This window comes from Mycobacterium sp. WUMAC-067 (assembly GCF_020217485.1).
Lineage (GTDB): Bacteria > Actinomycetota > Actinomycetes > Mycobacteriales > Mycobacteriaceae > Mycobacterium.
In genome coordinates, this window is sequence record NZ_JAEKMI010000002.1 from 254,527 (window position 1) to 273,955 (window position 19,429).

A 19,429-nucleotide genomic window follows, 5' to 3' on the forward strand; every position below is an offset into this window, starting at 1 on the left:
GGCATCGATACGTGGATCAGGATTTCAGCCAGCGGCTGGCCTTCGGCACCTATGAAGATGCGCTGCGGATGGTCGGCGCGAAAAGCGAACCCCGCACCGCGGCCACGGCGGTCAGCGCCGCGCGCATCCAATTGTTCGCCGCGATGGTCCGCGACGGCAATCGGTCCTATTGGGATTCCGAGTTCGCTCGTCAGCAGTGGGGAGGGCTGCTCGCGCCGCCCGCTCTGCTGATGGGATGGTTGATCGCGCCGCCCTGGCAGCCCGGAGGGAGAGGGTCCGGTTCATTGATCGCTTTGCGGGTGCCGCTGCCGGGCACCACATTCATCAACGCGGCCAACGACGTTGAGTTTCCCCACCCCATCGTCGAAGGCGACGTGCTGACCGTCGTCGACGAGCTGGTATCGGTGTCGCCGGAAAAGCGGACCAGGCTGGGCGTCGGTCATTTCGTCGAGACGCTGGAGACCTACCGCCGCCAGGACGGCACCGTGGTCGCCACCTCCCGCAACACCCTGTTCCGCTTCACCCCCGGACCGTCCTCGTGACCGCCGACGGCCTGGACTGGAACCGGATCACCGTTCCGGTCGAGCTGCCCGAAGTGGTTGACCACATCAGCTACCAGCGCGTGGTGGAGAACGCCGGGGCTACGTGGGACTACTTTCCCGGCCATTTCGATCCGGATTACGCCCAGGCCCAGGGCAATCCGACGATCTACGTCAACACGATGCACCTCGCCGGTTTCGCCGACCGCGTCGCGACCGAGTGGGCGGGACCGCGCAGCCGGGTGGTGCGTCGCTCCATGCGGCTGACCGGGTCGGTGTACGCCGGTGACACGATGACGGGCCGCGGCCGGGCCGTGGCCAAACGGCGGGACACCTCGGTGGACCCGCCACGCTGCCTGGTCGACGTCGAGATCCAGGTGACCAATCAGCACGGCGCGCTGTGCTGCCCGGTCGAGCTGACCTTGCAGATGCCCGTATCCCCACCCCACGGCGATGGATGACGCGGTCGAGTTGCATTTGGCGGTGTGTCGGCGGTTCGGTGCGGCGGTCGCCTCGGCGAATGGCAATTGGGACCGTCAAACCCCCTGCGATGCCTGGGATGCCCGAGGAGTGCTCGAGCACGTCATCGGCTTTCACGATGTACTTCTTTTGCGGCCGCTGGGACTCAAACCCGAACGCCCGCACGAAGATCCGCAGCGGCGGTGGCAACTGACCTACCACTCGCTGACGGAGGCTTTTACCTCAGGCGTGGCAACACGGCTCGATGCCTACCCGCTGATCCCGAATCTGACCCGCGATGTCCTGGTGCATACCTGGGACCTCGCGCGTGCGGTGGGGGCCGACGCCAGACTGGACCCCGAGTGGTGTGAGATGTTTTGCGCCCGCCTACCGACGGATCCCCTGGACTTGGGCACGTCCGGAATGTTCGGTGCACCGATTACGCTGCGCGACGAGACCGACGCGCAGGCAAGGCTTCTGGCGCGCCTTGGCCGCGATCCCTGCTGGCGGCCGGAGACCTCATAGGGGCGGCAGCTGTCCTTTGCATACCAGCGTCTGCAGCTCGACGTACTCGTGCAGGCCCTCGGGGCCGAACTCGCGCCCGATGCCGGATTGCTTGAATCCGCCGAACGGCGCGCCGATGTCGAGCGTGTACATGTTGATGCCGTAGGTCCCGGTGCGGACGGCGGCCGCGACGTCGAGGCCGTGCCCGATGTCGGATGTCCACACCGAACCGGCCAGACCGTAGTCGGTCTCGTTGGCGATGCGGATCGCGTCATCCTCGTCGCGGTAGCGCAGCACCGTCAGCACCGGCCCGAAAATCTCCTCCCGGGCGATGCGCATGTCGTTGGTGGCGTCGGCGAACAGCGTCGGCTGCACGTACCAGCCGCGCTCGGACGGACTCTGTTCGCCACCCAGGACGAGGCGGGCGCCTTCGCTGCGGCCGGACTGGATGTAGTCCTGGACGCGGCGCTGTTGTCGTTGGGCGACAAGCGGTCCGATGTCCGTTGCCTCGTCGGCCGGGTCGCCGACATTGAGCGCTGACATCATGCCGGCCAGCGCGTCGACGACCTCGTCGTGCTTCCGGTCGCTGACCAGGATGCGGGTCTGGGCGACGCACGCCTGACCGTTGTTCATCAGGCCGGCGCTCTTCAATCCGGCCACGGTCTTGTCGATGTCGGCGTCGTCGAGAATGATCGCCGCCGACTTGCCGCCCAGCTCCAGGCTCACGCGCTTCAGCTGTTCCCCGCACAGGGCGGCGATCCGGCGCCCGACGGCGCTGGAGCCGGTGAACGCGATCTTGTCCACGCCCGGGTGGCGCACGAGGGCCTCGCCCACGTCGGTGCCGCCGGGCAGGACGGAGACCACGCCTTCGGGCAGGTCGAGCTGCTCGATCATCTCGGCCAACCACAAAGCGTCCAAAGGCGTTTCGGGTGCGGGCTTGACGATCACGGTGCAGCCCGCGATCAGGGCGGGGATCAGCTTGGGCATGATCAAGAACTGCGGCACGTTCCACGGCACGATCGCCCCGACCACCCCGACGGGGGCCCGGCGCAAGTGCACTTCGCCCAGCACCCCCTGGCGGCGTTCGGTCCATGGAAAGTCGCGGGCGGCGGCCAGCGCGAGGTGGATCAGCGTTGCGGCGGCCGCGCCCTGGCCCATCCGGCTGAAACTGCGCGGCGAGCCCATCTCGTCGGTGATCAGGTCGGCCATCTCGTCGCTGTGGCCGGCGTAGATCGCGGCGAGCTGTTCGACTTTGGCCATCCGATCGGCATGACTCATCTGCGGCCACGGTCCGTGATCGAAGGCGCGCCGCGCGGCGACGACCGCGGCGTCGACGTCCTCCGGCCCGGCCGCCTGGACATGGCCGACCGGCTCTTCGGAGTGCGGCGAGATCACATCGAGCTGATGCGGATCGGCGGGCTTGCGCCACTGCCCTCCGATGAACACTTCGTCATAACAACGATGGTCGGCATTCTTCGTCATCGGGGCGCCTCCTCGAGGCAGCGGTGGGTACGGGACGAGACCGTGACCGTGATTCGCTATTGACGCTAACATAGCCAAAATAGAACGAGTAGCAGCCGCGGGTGGATCATCAGCAACGATGTCGAGGCGAGGCGCGATATGAAGAGCGACTGGCGCAGTTATCCATTCCAGTTGGTTCCCGGGGACGGCCAGCTCGAGTTCCCCGCCGCCGAAGGTGAACACCCCGACCAGGAGTCGGACACCTGGTTCATCGCGGGCCAACTCGACGCCGCCGAGACCGACCGGTCATTTGCCTTCCTGACCATCTTCAACAAGAACCGGCCCGGCGGAACGATCGTCGCCGACTTCTACACTATGGCGCTCTTCGACCTCGATACCGGCGATTACGGCACCTACACGGATTACGACATGCCGCCGACCAACCTCGAACCGGGCGCCTCGCGCAAGCTGGAGCTCGCCACCGGCTACCTCGACATCAGCTATGCCAGCGGTGCCGGCACCGCGTCCTGGATCACCTGCCGCAACGGCGACGGGGGTCTGCTGCCCTACACCTACCGCGTCAGCCTGGTGGGGGAGGATCATTCCGGCCGGCGCATGCGGCTGGACCTGGCCGTAACCCCCACGCGCGCACCGACTCCGGTGGGCGCCTCGACCTACAACGGCAAGATCGTCTGCTTCGGCCAGGACGACACCTACTCGTACTTCCAGACCGGTATGGCGATGACCGGCACCCTGCGCTGGGGCGAGGAGGTCCACCAGGTCTCCGGCAGCAGCGGCCATGTCGATCGGCAATGGTTCCCGAAATACGCCGGCGGCGGGGGAACCGCTGGGGATCCGAGGGCCAGGTCGCACGAATGGCGCACCATCAACTTCGACAACGGCGTCGACTTGAGCATCTGGCGACAGTTCGACCGCATGAACGACAATGCCCTGCAGCCGTTCACCGGTGTCACCGCGAGCTACCCCGATCCCGCCACATCGCCGCAATGCGCCGAAGACGTCGAGGTCACGATCAGCAGCTACGTCCGGTGGCCGGAGACGGTGCGGCCCCTGGTGCGTCCGCTCGCCCCGGCCCGGTATATGCCCGACCGCCACCGGATCACCTGTCCCACACTGGGACTCGACATCGTCGGCGAGCCGGTTGTGGCCGCACCCGCGCACGGCCTGCCGATCGAATACATGGAAGGGCCCTACCGTTACCGCGGGACGCTGGGCGGCCAGCCGGTGACCGCGTTCGCCTTCAACGAACGATCGCTCGCGCTGTATCGGGATTGGGAGCTGGTCGAGGTGCTCACCACCACCATTACCAATACCGGACCGTCCGATCCCGACCTGCAGACCACCGTGGATCAGCTGGTGCCGTTGGTGGCCGCCGGGCGTCGGCGCGAGGCGATCGAACTGCTCAGCGCGGCGCGACCCGCCCAAACCGGCGTGCTGGCAACGCTATTGGACGACCTGGTGGCGGTGCTGTCGGCGGACGAGTCAGCGAGCTGAGCCCGCCAGCGCCTCGGCCCACGTGATGTGGCGGTGCTGCAATCCCGGCTCGTTGCGACCGAACACCAGGTGGTCGCGGGCCCCCGACTCGAGGTTGGCCTGTAGCCCCTCCACCAACCGGTAGTCCTCGTCGCGCACGGTGGCGTGTGCGTATTCGAAGACGGCTTGAGCGCCGGCGGCCACCGATTCGTCGGACAGGTCTTGCGGTGTGGCGTTCTGGTGGACGGTGATCGACCTGCCGGGCTGAACACCCGGGTAGACGCGGAACAGTTCGCCGTTGGCGATGGTTACCGACAGCACGATGTTGGGGAACAGCGCGTAGATCACGACCATGTTGTGGAACGGATTCCACTGCTCCTCGGGCATGTCGTCGAGTTCCAGGATGGTGTTGAGCGGGAAGATCAGCCGATGATGCGGGCCGAAGGAGTCGAACACCGTGCAGTTGCTGCGTGCGATGGTGGCGAAGGTTTGCCGATGGACGGTCGCGAAATGGTAGTTCTCGGCGAACGTGTCGATCGCCAGTTTCCAATTGATCGCAGTGTCGAGAACCTTCTCGCCCAACGGCGACCAGCGCCCGATACCCCAGGAGTCGAGCTCGTCGGCGAGCGGCCCCAGGTGCGCGGCCACGTCCAGCTTCGTACCGGGATCCAGTGAGACCCAAAGGAATCCGGCGAATTCGGTGGCCGGAAGCTCGGCCAGACCGTCGGAGCGCAGCGCCGCGTCCGGGAAACCCTCACGCCCCGGCACCCCCACCAGCCGCCCGGTGTTGTCGTATGTCCACGCGTGGTAGGGACAGGTGAACCGCTTGGCGGTGCCGCATCCCGTGACCACCTGCGACTGCCGATGCAGGCAGACGTTGTCGAACGCCTTCACCGATCCATCGGAGGTTCTGGTCAACAGGATGGACCGCCCCATCACCGTCTTGGTGCAATACGCCCCGGGGGCGGGAAGTTCGGACACGTAGCCGACCAACTGCGGGCTGGCCAGCAGCATGGCCCGGTCGAGGCGGTGGCGCTCGGGGCTGGTGTAGTCCCGCGCGTCGACCCGATGCTCGCTCGGCGCGAGGTCGGTTGTCTTGTCGCGCGCCAACTTCAAGGCACGGCGGGTCAGGTCGATGAGCTGGTCGCGTTCCATCTGAACTCCGGTTGCAGTCGAGCGCTCGCGTTAACTCTACTAACTTTATAGTGATAATAAATTAAGGTCCACGCGCTAGCGCGAGCCGATGTAGGGAAGCACCTGCGGGTGCTGCTGCGCGATCGCTCGCAGGCGCCGATCGCTGTCGAGACCGCGCAGGTAGTCGGCGGTGGCCGGGTCCGCGGGAAAGAACGACTCGATGATGAGGCTCTCCACCGAGATGTCGAGCGGGCTGCCGAACGTTGCGATGGTGCTGATGAACCGGAGTTCGGTGTCGTCGAGCGTAAGCATCCGAAACGGCACGTACAGCTCGCCGGTCCGCTCGCCGCGGTCGGCTCCCTCCGGCGCCGGATAACTCGAAAGTTCCTCGTAAAGCCGGCGGATGTCGGGCGCCGCGGTGGCCCGCGCGTGCCGGCGAACCCGGCCCAGGATGGCCGCGTGCACCTCGGCACGGTTGAGCAAGCGCTGCGCCAACCCCAGCGGGTGCAGGCACAACTTCATGACGTTGATCGGTGGGCGCAGGAGCTCGGGGTCAACCCCTTCGGCGAGCACGACGCAACCCACGTTCCCCGCGATCAGGTTCCAGCAGGCATCGGTGACGATGGCCGGGTACGGGGCGTGGCCGGCCAATACCGAGTCGACGGCCGCCTTCACCGGCCTCATTCGTTCGGCATCCAAGGTGTGCTCGCCGAACACCGGTGCGTAGCCGCCGTCGAGCAGCAGTCGGTTGCGCGCAGCCAGCGGAAGATCCAGGGACTCGCCGACGCGCAGCAACAAGGCACGGCTGGGATTGGCCCTGCCGGTCTCGACGAAACTGAGGTGGCGGGGCGAGACGCCGACCTGATGCGCGAGTTCCATCTGACTCAATCGCCGACGAGTGCGCCACTCCCGCACCGCGGTACCCGCTATGCCCCCAGCCATCTTGAAAAACCTAACGCCGTAGGTGGGCCTAAACCACTACCTCGAAGGTAATCGACGTAGTTACCTGGGCGGCGAAGACTGCATGCATGACCACATCACCGACACCAACGTTGCCGCCGCAGCCGACGGTTCTGCGCCGCGCATTCGCCGCGGCCGCCGTCGGTCGGATCCTGCTGGGCGCCACCGCGTTCGCCTACCCCGCATCCCAGACGCGCATGAACGGCGTGCCGGATCACCTGCTGTCCACGGAGCTCAAGTACCTGATCCGCATATTCGGGGCCCGCGCACTGGCCCTGGGCGTCGGTTATCTCAGCAGCGACGAACCCAACCGTCGGCGCTGGCAATACATCGGCCTGATGGTCGACACGCTGGACAACGTCAACGCCCTGATGGAGCTGAGACGCCTCAAGCGCGGCGATCCCAAGGTTCGCTCGCTGCTGAGCCTCATGGCGGTGACCGGCCCGTACGCGATTTTGGGCGCAGCGGGCGCGCTGCAGCGCCGATACGGCACTGCAACACACATGTGACCAGTGTGATCAATGTGTCACTTGAGGTCTCTGTCGTACCCTGTGGCTTGTGTCATCAGTTTCGCGCCGCGACCTGTTCAAATACGCGGCCGCGGCGCCGGCCCTGGTGGGTCTGGGCGTCGCGGGTGCGTCGTTGCGCGCCGCGCCGGCCTCGGCGTCGCTGGGCACCCTGCTGGATTACGCGGCCGGCGTCATTCCGGCCAGCCAGATCCGGGCTGCGGGCGCCGTGGGATCGATCCGGTACGTCTCGGACCGCCGGCCCGGCGGCAAGTGGATGCTCGGCAAGCCGATCCAGGTCGCCGAAGCGCGCGACCTCCACAGCAACGGCCTCAAGATCGTCTCCTGCTACCAGTACGGCAAGGGCAACACCGCGGACTGGCTGGGCGGCGCCAATGCCGGCCTGCAGCACGCGCAGCGCGGGATGCAACTGCACGCCGCGGCCGGCGGGCCCGCCAGCGCGCCCATCTATGCCTCGATCGACGACGACCCCTCCTATGAGCAGTACAAAAGCCAGGTAGCGCCGTACCTGCGGTCGTGGGAGTCGGTGATCGGTCATCAGCGCACAGGCGTGTACGCCAACTCGAAGACCATCGACTGGGCATTGCACGACGGTTTGGGCTCCTACTTCTGGCAGCACAACTGGGGTTCCCCCAAGGGGTACGCCCATCCCGCCGCCAACTTGCACCAAGTTGAAATCGACAAACGCAGCGTCGGCGGGGTCGGCGTGGACATCAACGAAATCCTCAAACCCGAATTCGGGCAGTGGGCCTAGCGGCCCACATCGCCGTCCGTTCCGACCGGGACTCGGACTCTTAGAAACCCCAGCAAACACTCGTTCGCTCATTTCCGGGCGGGGCGGTCGCGCGCGCCCGGCGGACGACGCCGTCAGCGCCGCGTGAACGGCGCTCCGCGGCTCAAAATTTTTATGTAACGATTCGATAACAAAACTGCTTTGATCTGCGCAGTTATAGCTACTCGACCGTAACCACCTGCATGCAGCGGGTTTGCGAATCGCATGCGGGCCGCCGGTCAAACCACGTGTTACCCACAACACGGTTACCCATGCGTAGAACTCGCCAGTAACCGATCACCACGCAAAACGGGGGTCGAATCTTATGACACTCTTAGTACAGCCGATGAAGTCCGTCGCACCGCTCAGCTCCATCCGGGCGGTCCGCCGACAACGCACCGGCAGCCGTATCCCGGCTGTGATTCGACGCTGAACCACGCCGCATCGAGGAGCACCGGCGAGGCCCACCCTCTGGTGGTGACCGCCCACACGAACCGATACGAAAAGACGCATACCAGGGGAGACGCAGAAGGTGACGATCCACGAGCATGACCGGGTGTCCGCTGACCACGACGGGCACGGCCCGCAGGGGGGCAAGCGCCCCGCCGGGGACACCCATGCTCTCGTCGACCGCCTGACGGCCGGTGAGCCCTACGCCGTGGCGTTCGGCGGCCAGGGCAGCGCCTGGCTGGAGAACCTCGAAGAGCTGGTGTCGTCTGCCGGCATCGAGTCGGATCTCGCAGCGCTGGTCGGTGAGGTGGAACTGCTCCTCGAACCGGTGGCGAAAGAGCTGGTCGTGGTGCGTCCCATCGGCTTCGAGCCGCTGACGTGGGTCCGCGCGCTGGCCGCTGAGGACCCGACCCCGTCGAACAAGCACCTGACCTCGGCCGCGGTATCGATCCCTGGCGTGCTGCTCACCCAGATCGCCGCCGTGCGCGCGCTGGCGCGGCAGGGCATGGATCTGAGCGCGACGCCACCGGTGGCCGTCGCCGGACATTCCCAGGGCGTGCTCGCCGTCGAGGCGCTCAAGGGCGGGGGCGCTCGCGACGTCGAGCTGCTGGCGATGGCCCAGCTGATCGGCGCGGCCGGGACGCTGGTGGCCCGCCGGCGCGGAATCTCCGTGTTGGGCGACCGGCCGCCGATGGTGTCGGTCACCAATGCAGACCCCGACCGCATCAGCCAGCTGCTCGACGAGTTCGCGCAGGACGTGCGGACCGTGCTGCCGCCCGTGCTGTCCATCCGCAACGGCCGCCGTTCGGTCGTCATCACCGGCACCCCGGAACAGCTGTCCCGCTTCGAGCTCTATTGCCAGCAGATCTCGGAGAAGGAAGAGGCCGACCGGAAGAACAAGCTGCGCGGCGGCGACGTCTTCTCGCCGGTGTTCGATCCGGTGCAAGTCGAGGTGGGCTTCCACACGCCCCGGCTGGCCGACGGCATCGACATCGTCGGCAACTGGGCCGAGAAGGTGGGCCTGGACGTAGACCTGGCCCGGGAACTGACCGAATCGATTCTGGTGCGTCCGGTCGACTGGGTGCAGGAGATCACCCGCGTCAACGATGCCGGCGCCCGGTGGATCCTCGACCTCGGCCCCGGCGACATCCTGACCCGGCTGACCGCGCCGGTGATCCGCGGCCTGGGCGTGGGCATCGTGCCCGCCGCGACCCGCGGCGGCCAGCGCAACCTCTTTACCGTCGGCGCCGTCCCCGAGGTGGCGCGGGCCTGGTCGAGCTACGCCCCGACGCTGGTTCGCCTGCCCGACGGCAGGGTGAAGCTCTCGACGAAGTTCACCCGCCTGACCGGGCGCTCGCCGATCCTGCTCGCGGGCATGACCCCGACCACGGTCGACGCAAAGATCGTGGCCGCCGCCGCCAACGCCGGGCACTGGGCAGAGCTGGCCGGTGGCGGTCAGGTCACCGAGGAGATCTTCGCCGACCGGGTCGAGGAGCTCTCCGGGCTGCTCGAAGACGGTCGCACCTACCAGTTCAACGCGCTGTTCCTGGACCCCTACCTGTGGAAGCTGCAGGTCGGCGGCAAGCGGCTGGTGCAAAAGGCGCGTCAGTCCGGCGCGGCCATCGACGGCCTGGTCATCAGCGCCGGCATCCCCGAGCTGGAGGAGGCCGTCGATCTGATCGAGGAGCTGAACGACGTCGGCATCAGCCACGTCGTCTTCAAGCCCGGCACCGTCGAGCAGATCCGCTCGGTCATCCGCATCGCCACCGAGGTGTCCACCAAACCGGTGATCGCCCACATCGAGGGCGGCCGCGCCGGCGGCCACCACTCCTGGGAAGACCTCGACGACCTGCTGTTGGCGACCTACTCGGAATTGCGGTCGCGCTCCAACATCACCGTCTGCGTCGGTGGCGGCATCGGCACGCCCGAGCGGGCGGCCGACTACCTGTCGGGGCGCTGGGCGCAGGCCTACGGCTTCCCGCCGATGCCGATCGACGGCATCCTGGTCGGCACCGCGGCGATGGCCGCCAAGGAGGCCACCACCTCGCCGTCGGTCAAGCGGATGCTGGTGGAAACCCAGGGCACCGACCAGTGGATCGGCGCCGGGAAAGCCTCCGGCGGCATGGCGTCCAGCCGCAGCCAGCTCGGCGCGGACATTCACGAGATCGACAACAGCGCCTCGCGCTGCGGACGGCTGCTCGACGAGGTCGCCGGTGACGCCGAAGCCGTCGCCGAACGCCGCGACGAGATCATCGCGGCGATGGCCACCACCGCCAAGCCGTATTTCGGCGACGCCGGCGAGATGACCTACCTGCAGTGGCTGCGGCGCTACGTCGAGCTGGCCATCGGCGACGGCGACTCCACCGCCGACACCGCCTCACCGGGCAGCCCGTGGCTGGCCGACACGTGGCGCGACCGATTCCAGCAGATGCTGCAGCGCGCCGAAGCGCGTTTGCACCCACAGGATTTCGGCCCCATCGAGACGCTCTACAACGACGAGAGTCTGCTGGAGAACCCCGAGGCGGCGATCGATCTGCTGCTCGACCGCTACCCCGACGCCGAGACGGTCCAACTGCACCCCGCCGACGTTCCGTTCTTCGTCACCCTGTGCAAGACGCCGGGCAAGCCGGTCAACTTCGTGCCGGTCATCGACAAGGATGTGCGGCGCTGGTGGCGCAGTGATTCGCTGTGGCAGGCCCACGACGCCCGCTACGACGCCGACCAGGTGTGCATCATCCCGGGCACCGCGGCCGTCGCGGGGATCACCCGAATGGACGAACCCGTCGGTGAACTGCTGGACCGCTTCGAGCAGGCGGCCGTCGACGAGGCGCTCGCTGCCGGAATGGAGCCGACGGCCGTCACGTCGCGCCGGACCGGCCGCGCGGACGTGACCGGACCGCTGGCCGTGGTGCTGGACGCCCCCGACGTGCAGTGGGCCGGCCGCACCGCGATCAACCCGGTCCACCGGATCGCCGACCCCTCCGAATGGCTGGTGCACGGAGACTCTGAAGGACCCGAAAGCCGCCGCGCCACGCACTCGTCCACCGGGGCGCGCCTCACCGTCGACGACGACCGGGTCGTTCTCAGCGTCCCGGTGTCGGGGGTGTGGATCGAGATCCCATTCACCTTGCCCCCCAACACCGTTGACGGTGCGACGCCGGTGGTCTCCACCGACGATGCCGCCACGGCCATGCGTGCGGTGCTGGCGATCGCGGCCGGCGTCGACGGTCCCGAATTCATGCCGGCGGTCACCGACGGAACCGCCACCGTCACGGTGGACTGGGACCCCGAGCGCGTCGCCGACCACACCGGAGTCACGGCCACCTTCGGGGAACCGTTGGCCCCCAGCCTCTCCACCGTGCCCGACGCCCTCGTCGGCCCGTGCTGGCCCGCGGTCTTCTCCGCAATCGGTTCGGCGGTCACCGACACCGGCATTCCGGTCGTGGAGGGCCTGCTGAGCCTGGTGCATCTCGACCACGCCGCGCACATGGTCGGCGCACTGCCGAAGACCCCGGCTCAATTGACCATCACCGCAACGGCTTTGGCGGCCGCGGACACCGACATGGGACGTGTCGTGCCCGTGTCGGTCACCATCGCAGGCGCCGACGGTGAGGTGATCGCCACCCTCGACGAGCGCTTCGCGATCCTCGGTCGCACCGGCGCGGCCGAACTGACCGACCCGGTGCGCGCCGGCGGCGCGGTGTCGGAAAACGCCACCGACACACCGCGTCGGCGCCGCCGCGACGTCACCATCACCGCGCCGGTCGACATGCGCCCGTTCGCGATGGTGTCCGGCGACCACAACCCCATCCACACCGACCGGGCCGCCGCCCTGCTGGCCGGCCTGGAATCGCCCATCGTGCACGGCATGTGGCTGTCGGCCGCCGCCCAGCACGCGGTGACCGCCACCGACGGCCAGGCCCGCCCACCGGCGCGGCTGATCGGCTGGACCGCCCGCTTCCTGGGCATGGTGCGTCCGGGCGACGAGGTCTCCTTCCGCGTCGAGCGCGTCGGAATCGACCAGGGCGCAGAGGTTCTGGAAGTCGCCGCCCGCATCGGATCGGACCTGGTGATGTCGGCGACTGCGCGGCTGGCCGCCCCGCACACCGTCTACGCGTTCCCCGGCCAAGGCATTCAGCACAAGGGCATGGGCATGGACGTCCGGGCCCGGTCCAAGGCCGCCCGCAAGGTGTGGGACAAGGCGGACAAGTTCACCCGCGACACGCTGGGCTTCTCGGTGCTGCACGTGGTGCGCGACAACCCGACCAGCATCATCGCCAGCGGTGTGCCCTACAACCACCCCGAGGGCGTGCTCTACCTGACGCAGTTCACCCAGGTCGCGATGGCCACCGTGGCGGCGGCGCAGGTTGCCGAGATGCGTGAGCAGGGCGCCTTCGTCGAAGACGCGATCGCCTGCGGGCACTCCGTCGGCGAGTACACCGCGCTGGCCTGCGTGACGGGCATCTACGAGCTGGAAGCGTTGCTGGAGACGGTGTTTCACCGTGGATCGAAGATGCACGACATCGTGCCCCGCGACGAGCTGGGCCGGTCCAACTACCGGCTGGCGGCGATTCGGCCGTCGCAGATCGACCTGCCGGATGACGAGGTCCCGGGATTCGTCGCCGATATTGCGGCGAAGACTGGCGAGTTTCTCGAGATCGTCAACTTCAACCTGCGCGGGTCGCAGTATGCGATCGCCGGCACCGTCCGTGGCCTCGAGGCGCTGGAAGCCGAGGTGGAGCGGCGTCGCGAGATCACCGGCGGCAAGCGCTCGTTCATCCTGGTGCCGGGCATCGACGTGCCGTTCCACTCGCGGGTGTTGCGGGTGGGGGTCGCGGAGTTCCGGCGCTCGCTCGACCGAGTCATGCCGCGGGACAAGGATCCCGACGTCATCATCGGGCGCTACATCCCCAACCTGGTGCCCCGCCCCTTCACCCTGGACCGCGACTTCATCCAGGAGATTCGCGACCTGGTGCCGGCCGAGCCGCTCGACCCGATCCTCGCCGACTACGACACCTGGCTCGCCGAGCGCCGCATCGAGATGGCGCGCATCGTCTTGATCGAGCTGCTGGCTTGGCAGTTCGCCAGCCCGGTGCGCTGGATCGAGACCCAGGACCTGCTGTTCACCGAGGAGGCCGCCGGCGGTCTGGGTGTGGAGCGGTTCGTCGAGATCGGCGTGAAGTCCGCGCCGACCGTCGCGGGGCTGGCCACCAACACCCTCAAGCTGCCCGAATATGCCCACAGCACAGTCGAAGTGCTCAACGCCGAGCGCGACGCGGCGGTGCTGTTCGCGACCGACACCGATCCCGAGCCGGAGCCCGAGGCCGAAGAGGTTGCGGTCGAAGCGTCGGAGGCATCCGCCTCGCAGGTGGAGGCCGCCCCGGCCGCCCCCGCACCGGCGGCCGCTCCGTCGGGTGCTCCACGCCCCGACGACATCGGATTCGACGCCGCCGACGCGACATTGGCGTTGATCGCGCTGTCGGCCAAGATGCGCATCGACCAGATCGAGGAGCTGGATTCCATCGAATCCATCACCGATGGTGCCTCGTCGCGGCGCAACCAGCTTCTGGTGGACCTGGGTTCGGAGTTGAACCTGGGCGCCATCGACGGCGCCGCCGAAGCCGACCTGGCCGGGTTGCGCGCCCAGGTGACCAAGCTGGCGCGCACCTACAAGCCTTACGGCCCAGTGCTTTCCGACGCGATCAACGACCAGCTGCGCACGGTGCTGGGGCCGTCGGGCAAGCGGCCCGCCGCCATCGCCGAGCGGGTCAAGAAGACCTGGGAGCTGGGCGAGGGCTGGGCCAAGCACGTCACGGTCGAGGTCGCGCTGGGAACCCGCGAAGGCACCAGTGTTCGTGGCGGTGCCATGGGTCATCTCCATGAGGGTGCATTGGCCGACGCCGCCGCCGTCGACAAGGCCATCGATGCCGCGGTCGCTTCCGTCGCCGCGCGCCACGGCATCGCGGTGGCGCTGCCGTCGTCGGGTGGCGGTGGCGGCGGTGCGACCATCGACGCGGCCGCGCTGGGCGAATTCACCGACCAGATCACCGGCCGCAACGGCGTGCTGGCGTCGGCCGCCCGCTTGGTGCTGAACCAGCTGGGCCTCGACGACCCGGTCAGCGCGTCGCCGGCGGCCACCGATGCCGAGCTGATCGACCTGGTGACGGCCGAACTCGGCGCGGACTGGCCACGCCTGGTGGCGCCGGTGTTCGAGCCGAAGAAGGCCGTGCTGTTCGACGATCGGTGGGCCAGCGCCCGCGAGGACCTGGTCAAGCTGTGGCTGACCGACGAGGGCGACATCGACGCCCGATGGGTGGAGCTGTCCGAAAGGTTCGAGGGCGCAGGCCATGTCGTGGCCACCCAGGCCACCTGGTGGCAGGGCAAGGCCCTCTCCGCGGGCCGCCAGATCCACGCGTCGCTGTTCGGCCGGATCGCGGCCGGCGCCGAGAACCCGGATCCGGGCCCCTACGCCAACGAAGTCGCCGTGGTGACGGGCGCCTCCAAGGGCTCGATCGCGGCGTCGGTCGTCGGGCGTCTGCTCGACGGCGGCGCGACCGTCATCGCCACGACGTCGAAACTCGACGACGAGCGGCTGGCGTTCTACCGGGGCCTGTATCGCGACCACGCTCGTTACGGCGCGGCGCTGTGGGTGGTCGCGGCCAACATGGCGTCCTACTCCGACATCGACGCCCTGGTCGAGTGGGTCGGCACCGAGCAGACCGAAAGCCTTGGGCCGCAGTCGATTCACATCAAGGACGCACAGACCCCGACGCTGCTGTTCCCGTTCGCCGCACCGCGCGTCGTCGGCGATCTGTCGGAGGCCGGCTCCCGCTCCGAGATGGAGATGAAGGTCCTGCTGTGGGCGGTGCAGCGGTTGATCGGCGGGCTGTCGAAGATCGGCGCCGAGCGCGACATCGCGTCGCGGCTGCACGTCGTGCTGCCCGGCTCACCCAACCGCGGAATGTTCGGCGGTGACGGCGCCTACGGCGAAGCCAAGTCGGCGCTGGACGCGTTGGTGAGCCGTTGGCACGCCGAATCCTCGTGGGCGGCAAGGGTCAGCCTGGCGCACGCGCTGATCGGCTGGACCCGCGGCACCGGGCTGATGGGCCACAACGACGCCATCGTCGACGCGGTCGAGGAGGCCGGTGTCACCACGTACTCGACCGACGAGATGGCGGCAATGCTGTTGGCCCTCTGCGACATCGAGTCGAAGGTGGCGGCCGCCAGCGCGCCGATCAAGGCGGACCTGACCGGCGGGCTGGGTGAGGCCAACCTCGACATGGCCGAGCTGGCAGCCAAGGCGCGCGAGCAGTCCGCCTCGGGTGAGGACGACGCCCCCGAGGAGCTCGAGGCCGAGGGCAGCATTGCCGCGTTGCCGTGCCCGCCGCGCGGCTTCGACCCGGCGCCGGCACCCGAATGGGCGGACCTCGACGTCGACCTGAACGACCTGGTGGTGATCGTCGGCGGCGCGGAGCTCGGACCCTACGGTTCGTCGCGGACCCGCTTCGAGATGGAGGTGGCCGGCGAGCTGTCGGCGGCCGGTGTGCTCGAGTTGGCCTGGACCACCGGACTGGTCAAGTGGGAGGACGATCCCCAACCCGGTTGGTACGACACCGAATCCGGTGAGCTGGTTCCCGAATCGGAGATCGTGGAGCGTTACCACGACGCCGTCGTCGAACGGTGCGGTATCCGCGAATTCGTGGATGACGGTGCGATCGACCCCGACCACGCCTCACCGCTTCTGGTCAGTGTGTTCCTCGACAAGGACTTCTCGTTCGTGGTGTCCAGCGAGGCCGACGCGCGCGCGTTCGTCGAGTTCGACCCCGAACACACCGTGGCCCGACCGGTACCGGACTCCAGCGACTGGGAGGTGATCCGCAAGGCGGGCACCGAGATCCGGGTCCCGCGGAAGACCAAGCTGTCCCGGACCGTCGGTGCGCAGATCCCCACCGGGTTCGACCCGACGGTGTGGGGCATCACCCCGGACATGGCCAATTCCATTGACCGGGTGGCGCTGTGGAACATCGTCGCCACCGTGGACGCGTTCCTGTCCTCGGGCTTCACCCCGACCGAGCTGCTGCGCTGGGTGCACCCGAGCCTGGTGGCCTCCACGCAGGGCACCGGCATGGGCGGCATGACCTCGATGCAGACCATGTATCACGGCAACCTGCTGGGCCGGGCCAAGCCGAACGACATCCTGCAGGAGGTGCTGCCGAATGTTGTTGCGGCCCACGTCATGCAGTCCTACGTGGGTGGTTACGGCGCGATGGTGCACCCCGTCGCGGCCTGCGCGACGGTTGCGGTGTCGGTCGAGGAAGGCGTGGACAAGATCCGGCTCGGCAAGGCCGAATTCGTGATCGCCGGCGGGTTCGACGACCTGACCCTGGAGGCCATCATCGGCTTCGGTGACATGGCGGCCACCGCCGACACCGAGATGATGCGGGCCAAGGGCATCAGCGATTCGAAGTTCTCGCGCGCCAACGACCGGCGCCGCCTCGGGTTCCTGGAAGCCCAGGGCGGTGGCACCATCCTGCTGGCCAACGGTGCGCTGGCGGCCAAGATGGGATTGCCGGTGCTGGCCGTCGTCGGCTACGCGCAGAGCTTCGCCGACGGTGTGCACACCTCGATCCCGGCCCCCGGGCTCGGAGGCCTCGGCGCCGGTCGCGGCGGCAAGGACTCGGTGCTGGCCCGCTCGCTGGCCAAGCTGGGCGTGGGAGCCGACGACATCGCGATCGTGTCCAAGCACGACACCTCGACTCTTGCCAACGACCCCAACGAGACCGAGCTGCACGAGCGGCTGGCCGACTCGATGGGCCGGTCGCCGGGCAACCCGCTGTTCGTGGTGAGCCAGAAGACGCTCACCGGTCACAGCAAGGGTGGCGCGGCAGCGTTCCAGCTGATGGGCCTGTGCCAGATGCTGCGCGACGGCGTCATCCCGCCCAACCGCAGCCTGGATTGCGTCGACGACGAGCTGGCCACCGCCGGCCACTTCGTCTGGGTGCGTGAGCCTTTGGACCTGCGCGGCAAGTTCCCGCTCAAGGCCGGCCTGGTGACCAGCCTCGGCTTCGGGCACGTGTCGGGTCTGATCGCGCTGGTGCACCCGGAGGCGTTCATCGCCGCGCTGGACCCGTCCGATCGGGATGGCTACCGCGAGCGGGCCGCGCAGCGCATGCTGGCCGGTCAGCGACGGCTGGCTTCCGCGATCGCCGGTGGGCGCCCGATGTACGAGAAGCCGGCCGACCGACGGTTCAACCACGACGAGCCGGAGAAGCGTCAGGAAGCGGCGATGTTGCTCAACGCCGACGCCCGCCTGGGCGAAGACGACCTTTACGTCGGCTAGGGTCGGTGCGTGGCGATCGTCGGAGTAGGCATCGATCTCGTCTCCATTCCTGATTTCGCCGAGCAGGTCGACCAGCCGGGGACTGTCTTCGCCGAGACGTTCACCCCGGGTGAGCGCCGCGATGCCTCGGACAAGAGTTCGTCGGCGGCGCGTCACCTGGCGGCCCGCTGGGCCGCCAAGGAGGCGGTGATCAAGGCTTGGTCGGGTTCTCGGTTCGCGCAGCGGCCCGTGCTGCCCGAGGACATCCACCGCGACATCGAGGTGGTCACCGACATGTGGGGGCGGCCCCGGGTGCGGTTGAGCGGTGACATCGCCAAACACCTGGCCGACGTGATCATTCACGTGTCGCTGACGCATGAGGCGGACACCGCCGCCGCGGTGGCGATCCTGGAGACTCCTTGAGCGCGAGCAGACGCGGAATCGCACGGGGAGGCGAGTATTCATGCGACTCCGCGTCTGCTCGCGCAATAGAAGAGCGCGTCCGCGAGGTGCTGCCGTCGGTGCGGCGCGACCTGGAAGACCTGGTGCGCATCGAATCGGTGTGGGCCGATCCCGCCCGTCGTTCCGAGGTGCACCGCAGCGCCCAGGCGGTGGCAGATCTGTTGTCGCAGGCCGGTTTCGGCGACGTGCAGATCGTCAGCGAAGGGGGAGCGCCCGCGGTCATCGGACGCCATCCCGCGCCGCCGGGCGCGCCGACCGTGCTGCTGTATGCCCACCACGACGTGCAGCCCGAGGGTGACCGCAGCCAGTGGATGTCGCCACCGTTCGAGCCCACCGAGCGTGACGGGCGGCTCTACGGCCGCGGCAGCGCCGACGACAAGGCCGGAATCGCAACGCATTTGGCGGCCTTTCGGGCGCATGGCGGCAAGCCGCCGGTCGGCGTGACCGTGTTCGTCGAGGGCGAAGAGGAATCCGGCTCGCCCTCGCTCGCCCGATTGCTTGCCGCCCACCGCGACACGCTGGCCGCCGACGTGATCGTCATCGCCGACTCGGACAACTGGAGCGCCGACACCCCGGCGCTGACCGTGTCGCTGCGCGGATTGGTCGACTGCGTGGTCGAGGTCGCCACCCTCGACCACGGGCTGCACTCCGGCCTGTGGGGCGGGGTGGCGCCCGACGCGCTCACCGTTCTGGTGCGCCTGCTGGCCAGCCTGCACGACGACGACGGCAACGTGGCCGTGGCCGGCCTGCACGAAACCGACATCGCCGCGCTGAACTACCCCGACTACCCGCCCGAGCGGGTCCGCACCGATTCCGGCCTGCTCGACGGCGTGTCCGAGATCGGCTCGGGCTCCGTGCCGCAGCGGCTGTGGGCGAAGCCCGCGATCACGGTGATCGGCATCGACACCACCCCCATCGACAAGGCGTCGAACACGCTGATCCCGCGGGCACGGGCCAAGATCAGCATGCGGGTGGCCCCCGGCGGCGACGCCACGGCGCACCTCGACGCCTTGACCGCCCACCTGCAAAGCCGCGCCCCCTGGGGCGCGCGGATCAGCGTCACCCGAGGCGACATCGGCGAGCCCTACGCCATCGAGGCCAGCGGGGACGTCTACGACGCGGCCCGGTCAGCGTTCCGCCAGGCGTGGGACGCCGAGCCCATCGACATGGGCATGGGCGGCTCCATCCCGTTCATCGCGGAGTTCGCCGCCGCGTTCCCGCAGGCGAAGATCCTCGTCACCGGCGTGGAGGACCCCGGGACCCAGGCGCACAGCATCAACGAGAGCCTGCACCTCGGCGTGCTGGAACGTGCGGCCATCAGCGAGGCGCTGCTGCTGGCCAACCTGGC

At 68.4% G+C, this 19,429-nt stretch carries 12 protein-coding genes; 9 read left to right on the forward strand and 3 right to left on the reverse strand.

The annotated features are described in order from the left end of the window. Positions 1-11 precede the first annotated feature (11 nt). From JF781_RS02540 to JF781_RS02550, 3 genes are read left to right on the forward strand one after another with little or no spacing between them, the layout of a single operon-like run. Complete coding sequence (locus JF781_RS02540; protein WP_225326603.1) at positions 12-542, forward strand: MaoC family dehydratase N-terminal domain-containing protein; 531 nt, start codon at positions 12-14, stop codon at positions 540-542. Beyond that, positions 539-1,000, forward strand: coding sequence for a MaoC/PaaZ C-terminal domain-containing protein (locus JF781_RS02545; RefSeq protein ID WP_225326602.1), 462 nt, complete (start codon positions 539-541; stop codon positions 998-1,000). The genes JF781_RS02540 and JF781_RS02545 overlap by 4 nt, the downstream gene beginning before the upstream one ends. Beyond that, on the forward strand, positions 993-1,523 hold the full coding sequence (locus JF781_RS02550) for a maleylpyruvate isomerase family mycothiol-dependent enzyme (protein WP_225326601.1): 531 nt from the start codon (positions 993-995) through the stop codon (positions 1,521-1,523). Before JF781_RS02545 ends, JF781_RS02550 begins: the two co-directional genes overlap by 8 nt. Here JF781_RS02550 and JF781_RS02555 read toward each other — a convergent pair. Beyond that, positions 1,518-2,984: an aldehyde dehydrogenase gene (locus JF781_RS02555; protein ID WP_225326600.1), complete on the reverse strand. Its 1,467-nt coding sequence runs from the start codon at positions 2,982-2,984 to the stop codon at positions 1,518-1,520. The genes JF781_RS02550 and JF781_RS02555 overlap by 6 nt on opposite strands. A gap of 138 nt (positions 2,985-3,122) precedes the next feature. Here JF781_RS02555 and JF781_RS02560 point away from each other — a divergent pair, with 138 nt between their 5' ends. Continuing rightward, the gene (locus tag JF781_RS02560; protein ID WP_225326599.1) at positions 3,123-4,478 is read left to right on the forward strand and encodes a lipocalin-like domain-containing protein; all 1,356 of its coding nucleotides are present in this window, start codon (positions 3,123-3,125) and stop codon (positions 4,476-4,478) included. Here the strand turns inward: JF781_RS02560 and JF781_RS02565 are convergent. Beyond that, a complete protein-coding gene (locus JF781_RS02565; RefSeq protein ID WP_225326598.1) occupies positions 4,467-5,612 on the reverse strand; it encodes an aromatic ring-hydroxylating dioxygenase subunit alpha in 1,146 nt (381 codons plus the stop codon). The genes JF781_RS02560 and JF781_RS02565 overlap by 12 nt on opposite strands. A gap of 75 nt (positions 5,613-5,687) precedes the next feature. After that, positions 5,688-6,533 carry a helix-turn-helix domain-containing protein gene (locus JF781_RS02570; RefSeq protein ID WP_225326597.1) on the reverse strand — a complete coding sequence of 282 codons (846 nt, stop codon included), beginning with the start codon at positions 6,531-6,533 and terminating at the stop codon, positions 5,688-5,690. A gap of 86 nt (positions 6,534-6,619) precedes the next feature. On the opposite strand from JF781_RS02570, the gene JF781_RS02575 reads away from it, so the two are divergent. From JF781_RS02575 to JF781_RS02595, 5 genes are all read left to right on the forward strand, one after another. After that, positions 6,620-7,060: a hypothetical protein gene (locus tag JF781_RS02575; RefSeq protein ID WP_225326596.1), complete on the forward strand. Its 441-nt coding sequence runs from the start codon at positions 6,620-6,622 to the stop codon at positions 7,058-7,060. 49 nt (positions 7,061-7,109) lie between these two features. Next, positions 7,110-7,832 carry a DUF1906 domain-containing protein gene (locus tag JF781_RS02580; protein WP_225326595.1) on the forward strand — a complete coding sequence of 241 codons (723 nt, stop codon included), beginning with the start codon at positions 7,110-7,112 and terminating at the stop codon, positions 7,830-7,832. 550 nt (positions 7,833-8,382) lie between these two features. Further along, a complete protein-coding gene (locus JF781_RS02585; RefSeq protein ID WP_225326594.1) occupies positions 8,383-17,640 on the forward strand; it encodes a type I polyketide synthase in 9,258 nt (3,085 codons plus the stop codon). A 9-nt stretch (positions 17,641-17,649) separates the two neighbouring features. Then, positions 17,650-18,042: a holo-ACP synthase gene (locus JF781_RS02590; protein ID WP_163706636.1), complete on the forward strand. Its 393-nt coding sequence runs from the start codon at positions 17,650-17,652 to the stop codon at positions 18,040-18,042. Beyond that, positions 18,039-19,429 (forward strand): dipeptidase (locus tag JF781_RS02595; protein WP_225326593.1); only part of this gene is annotated, 1,391 nt, incomplete at its 3' end. The genes JF781_RS02590 and JF781_RS02595, both read left to right, overlap by 4 nt.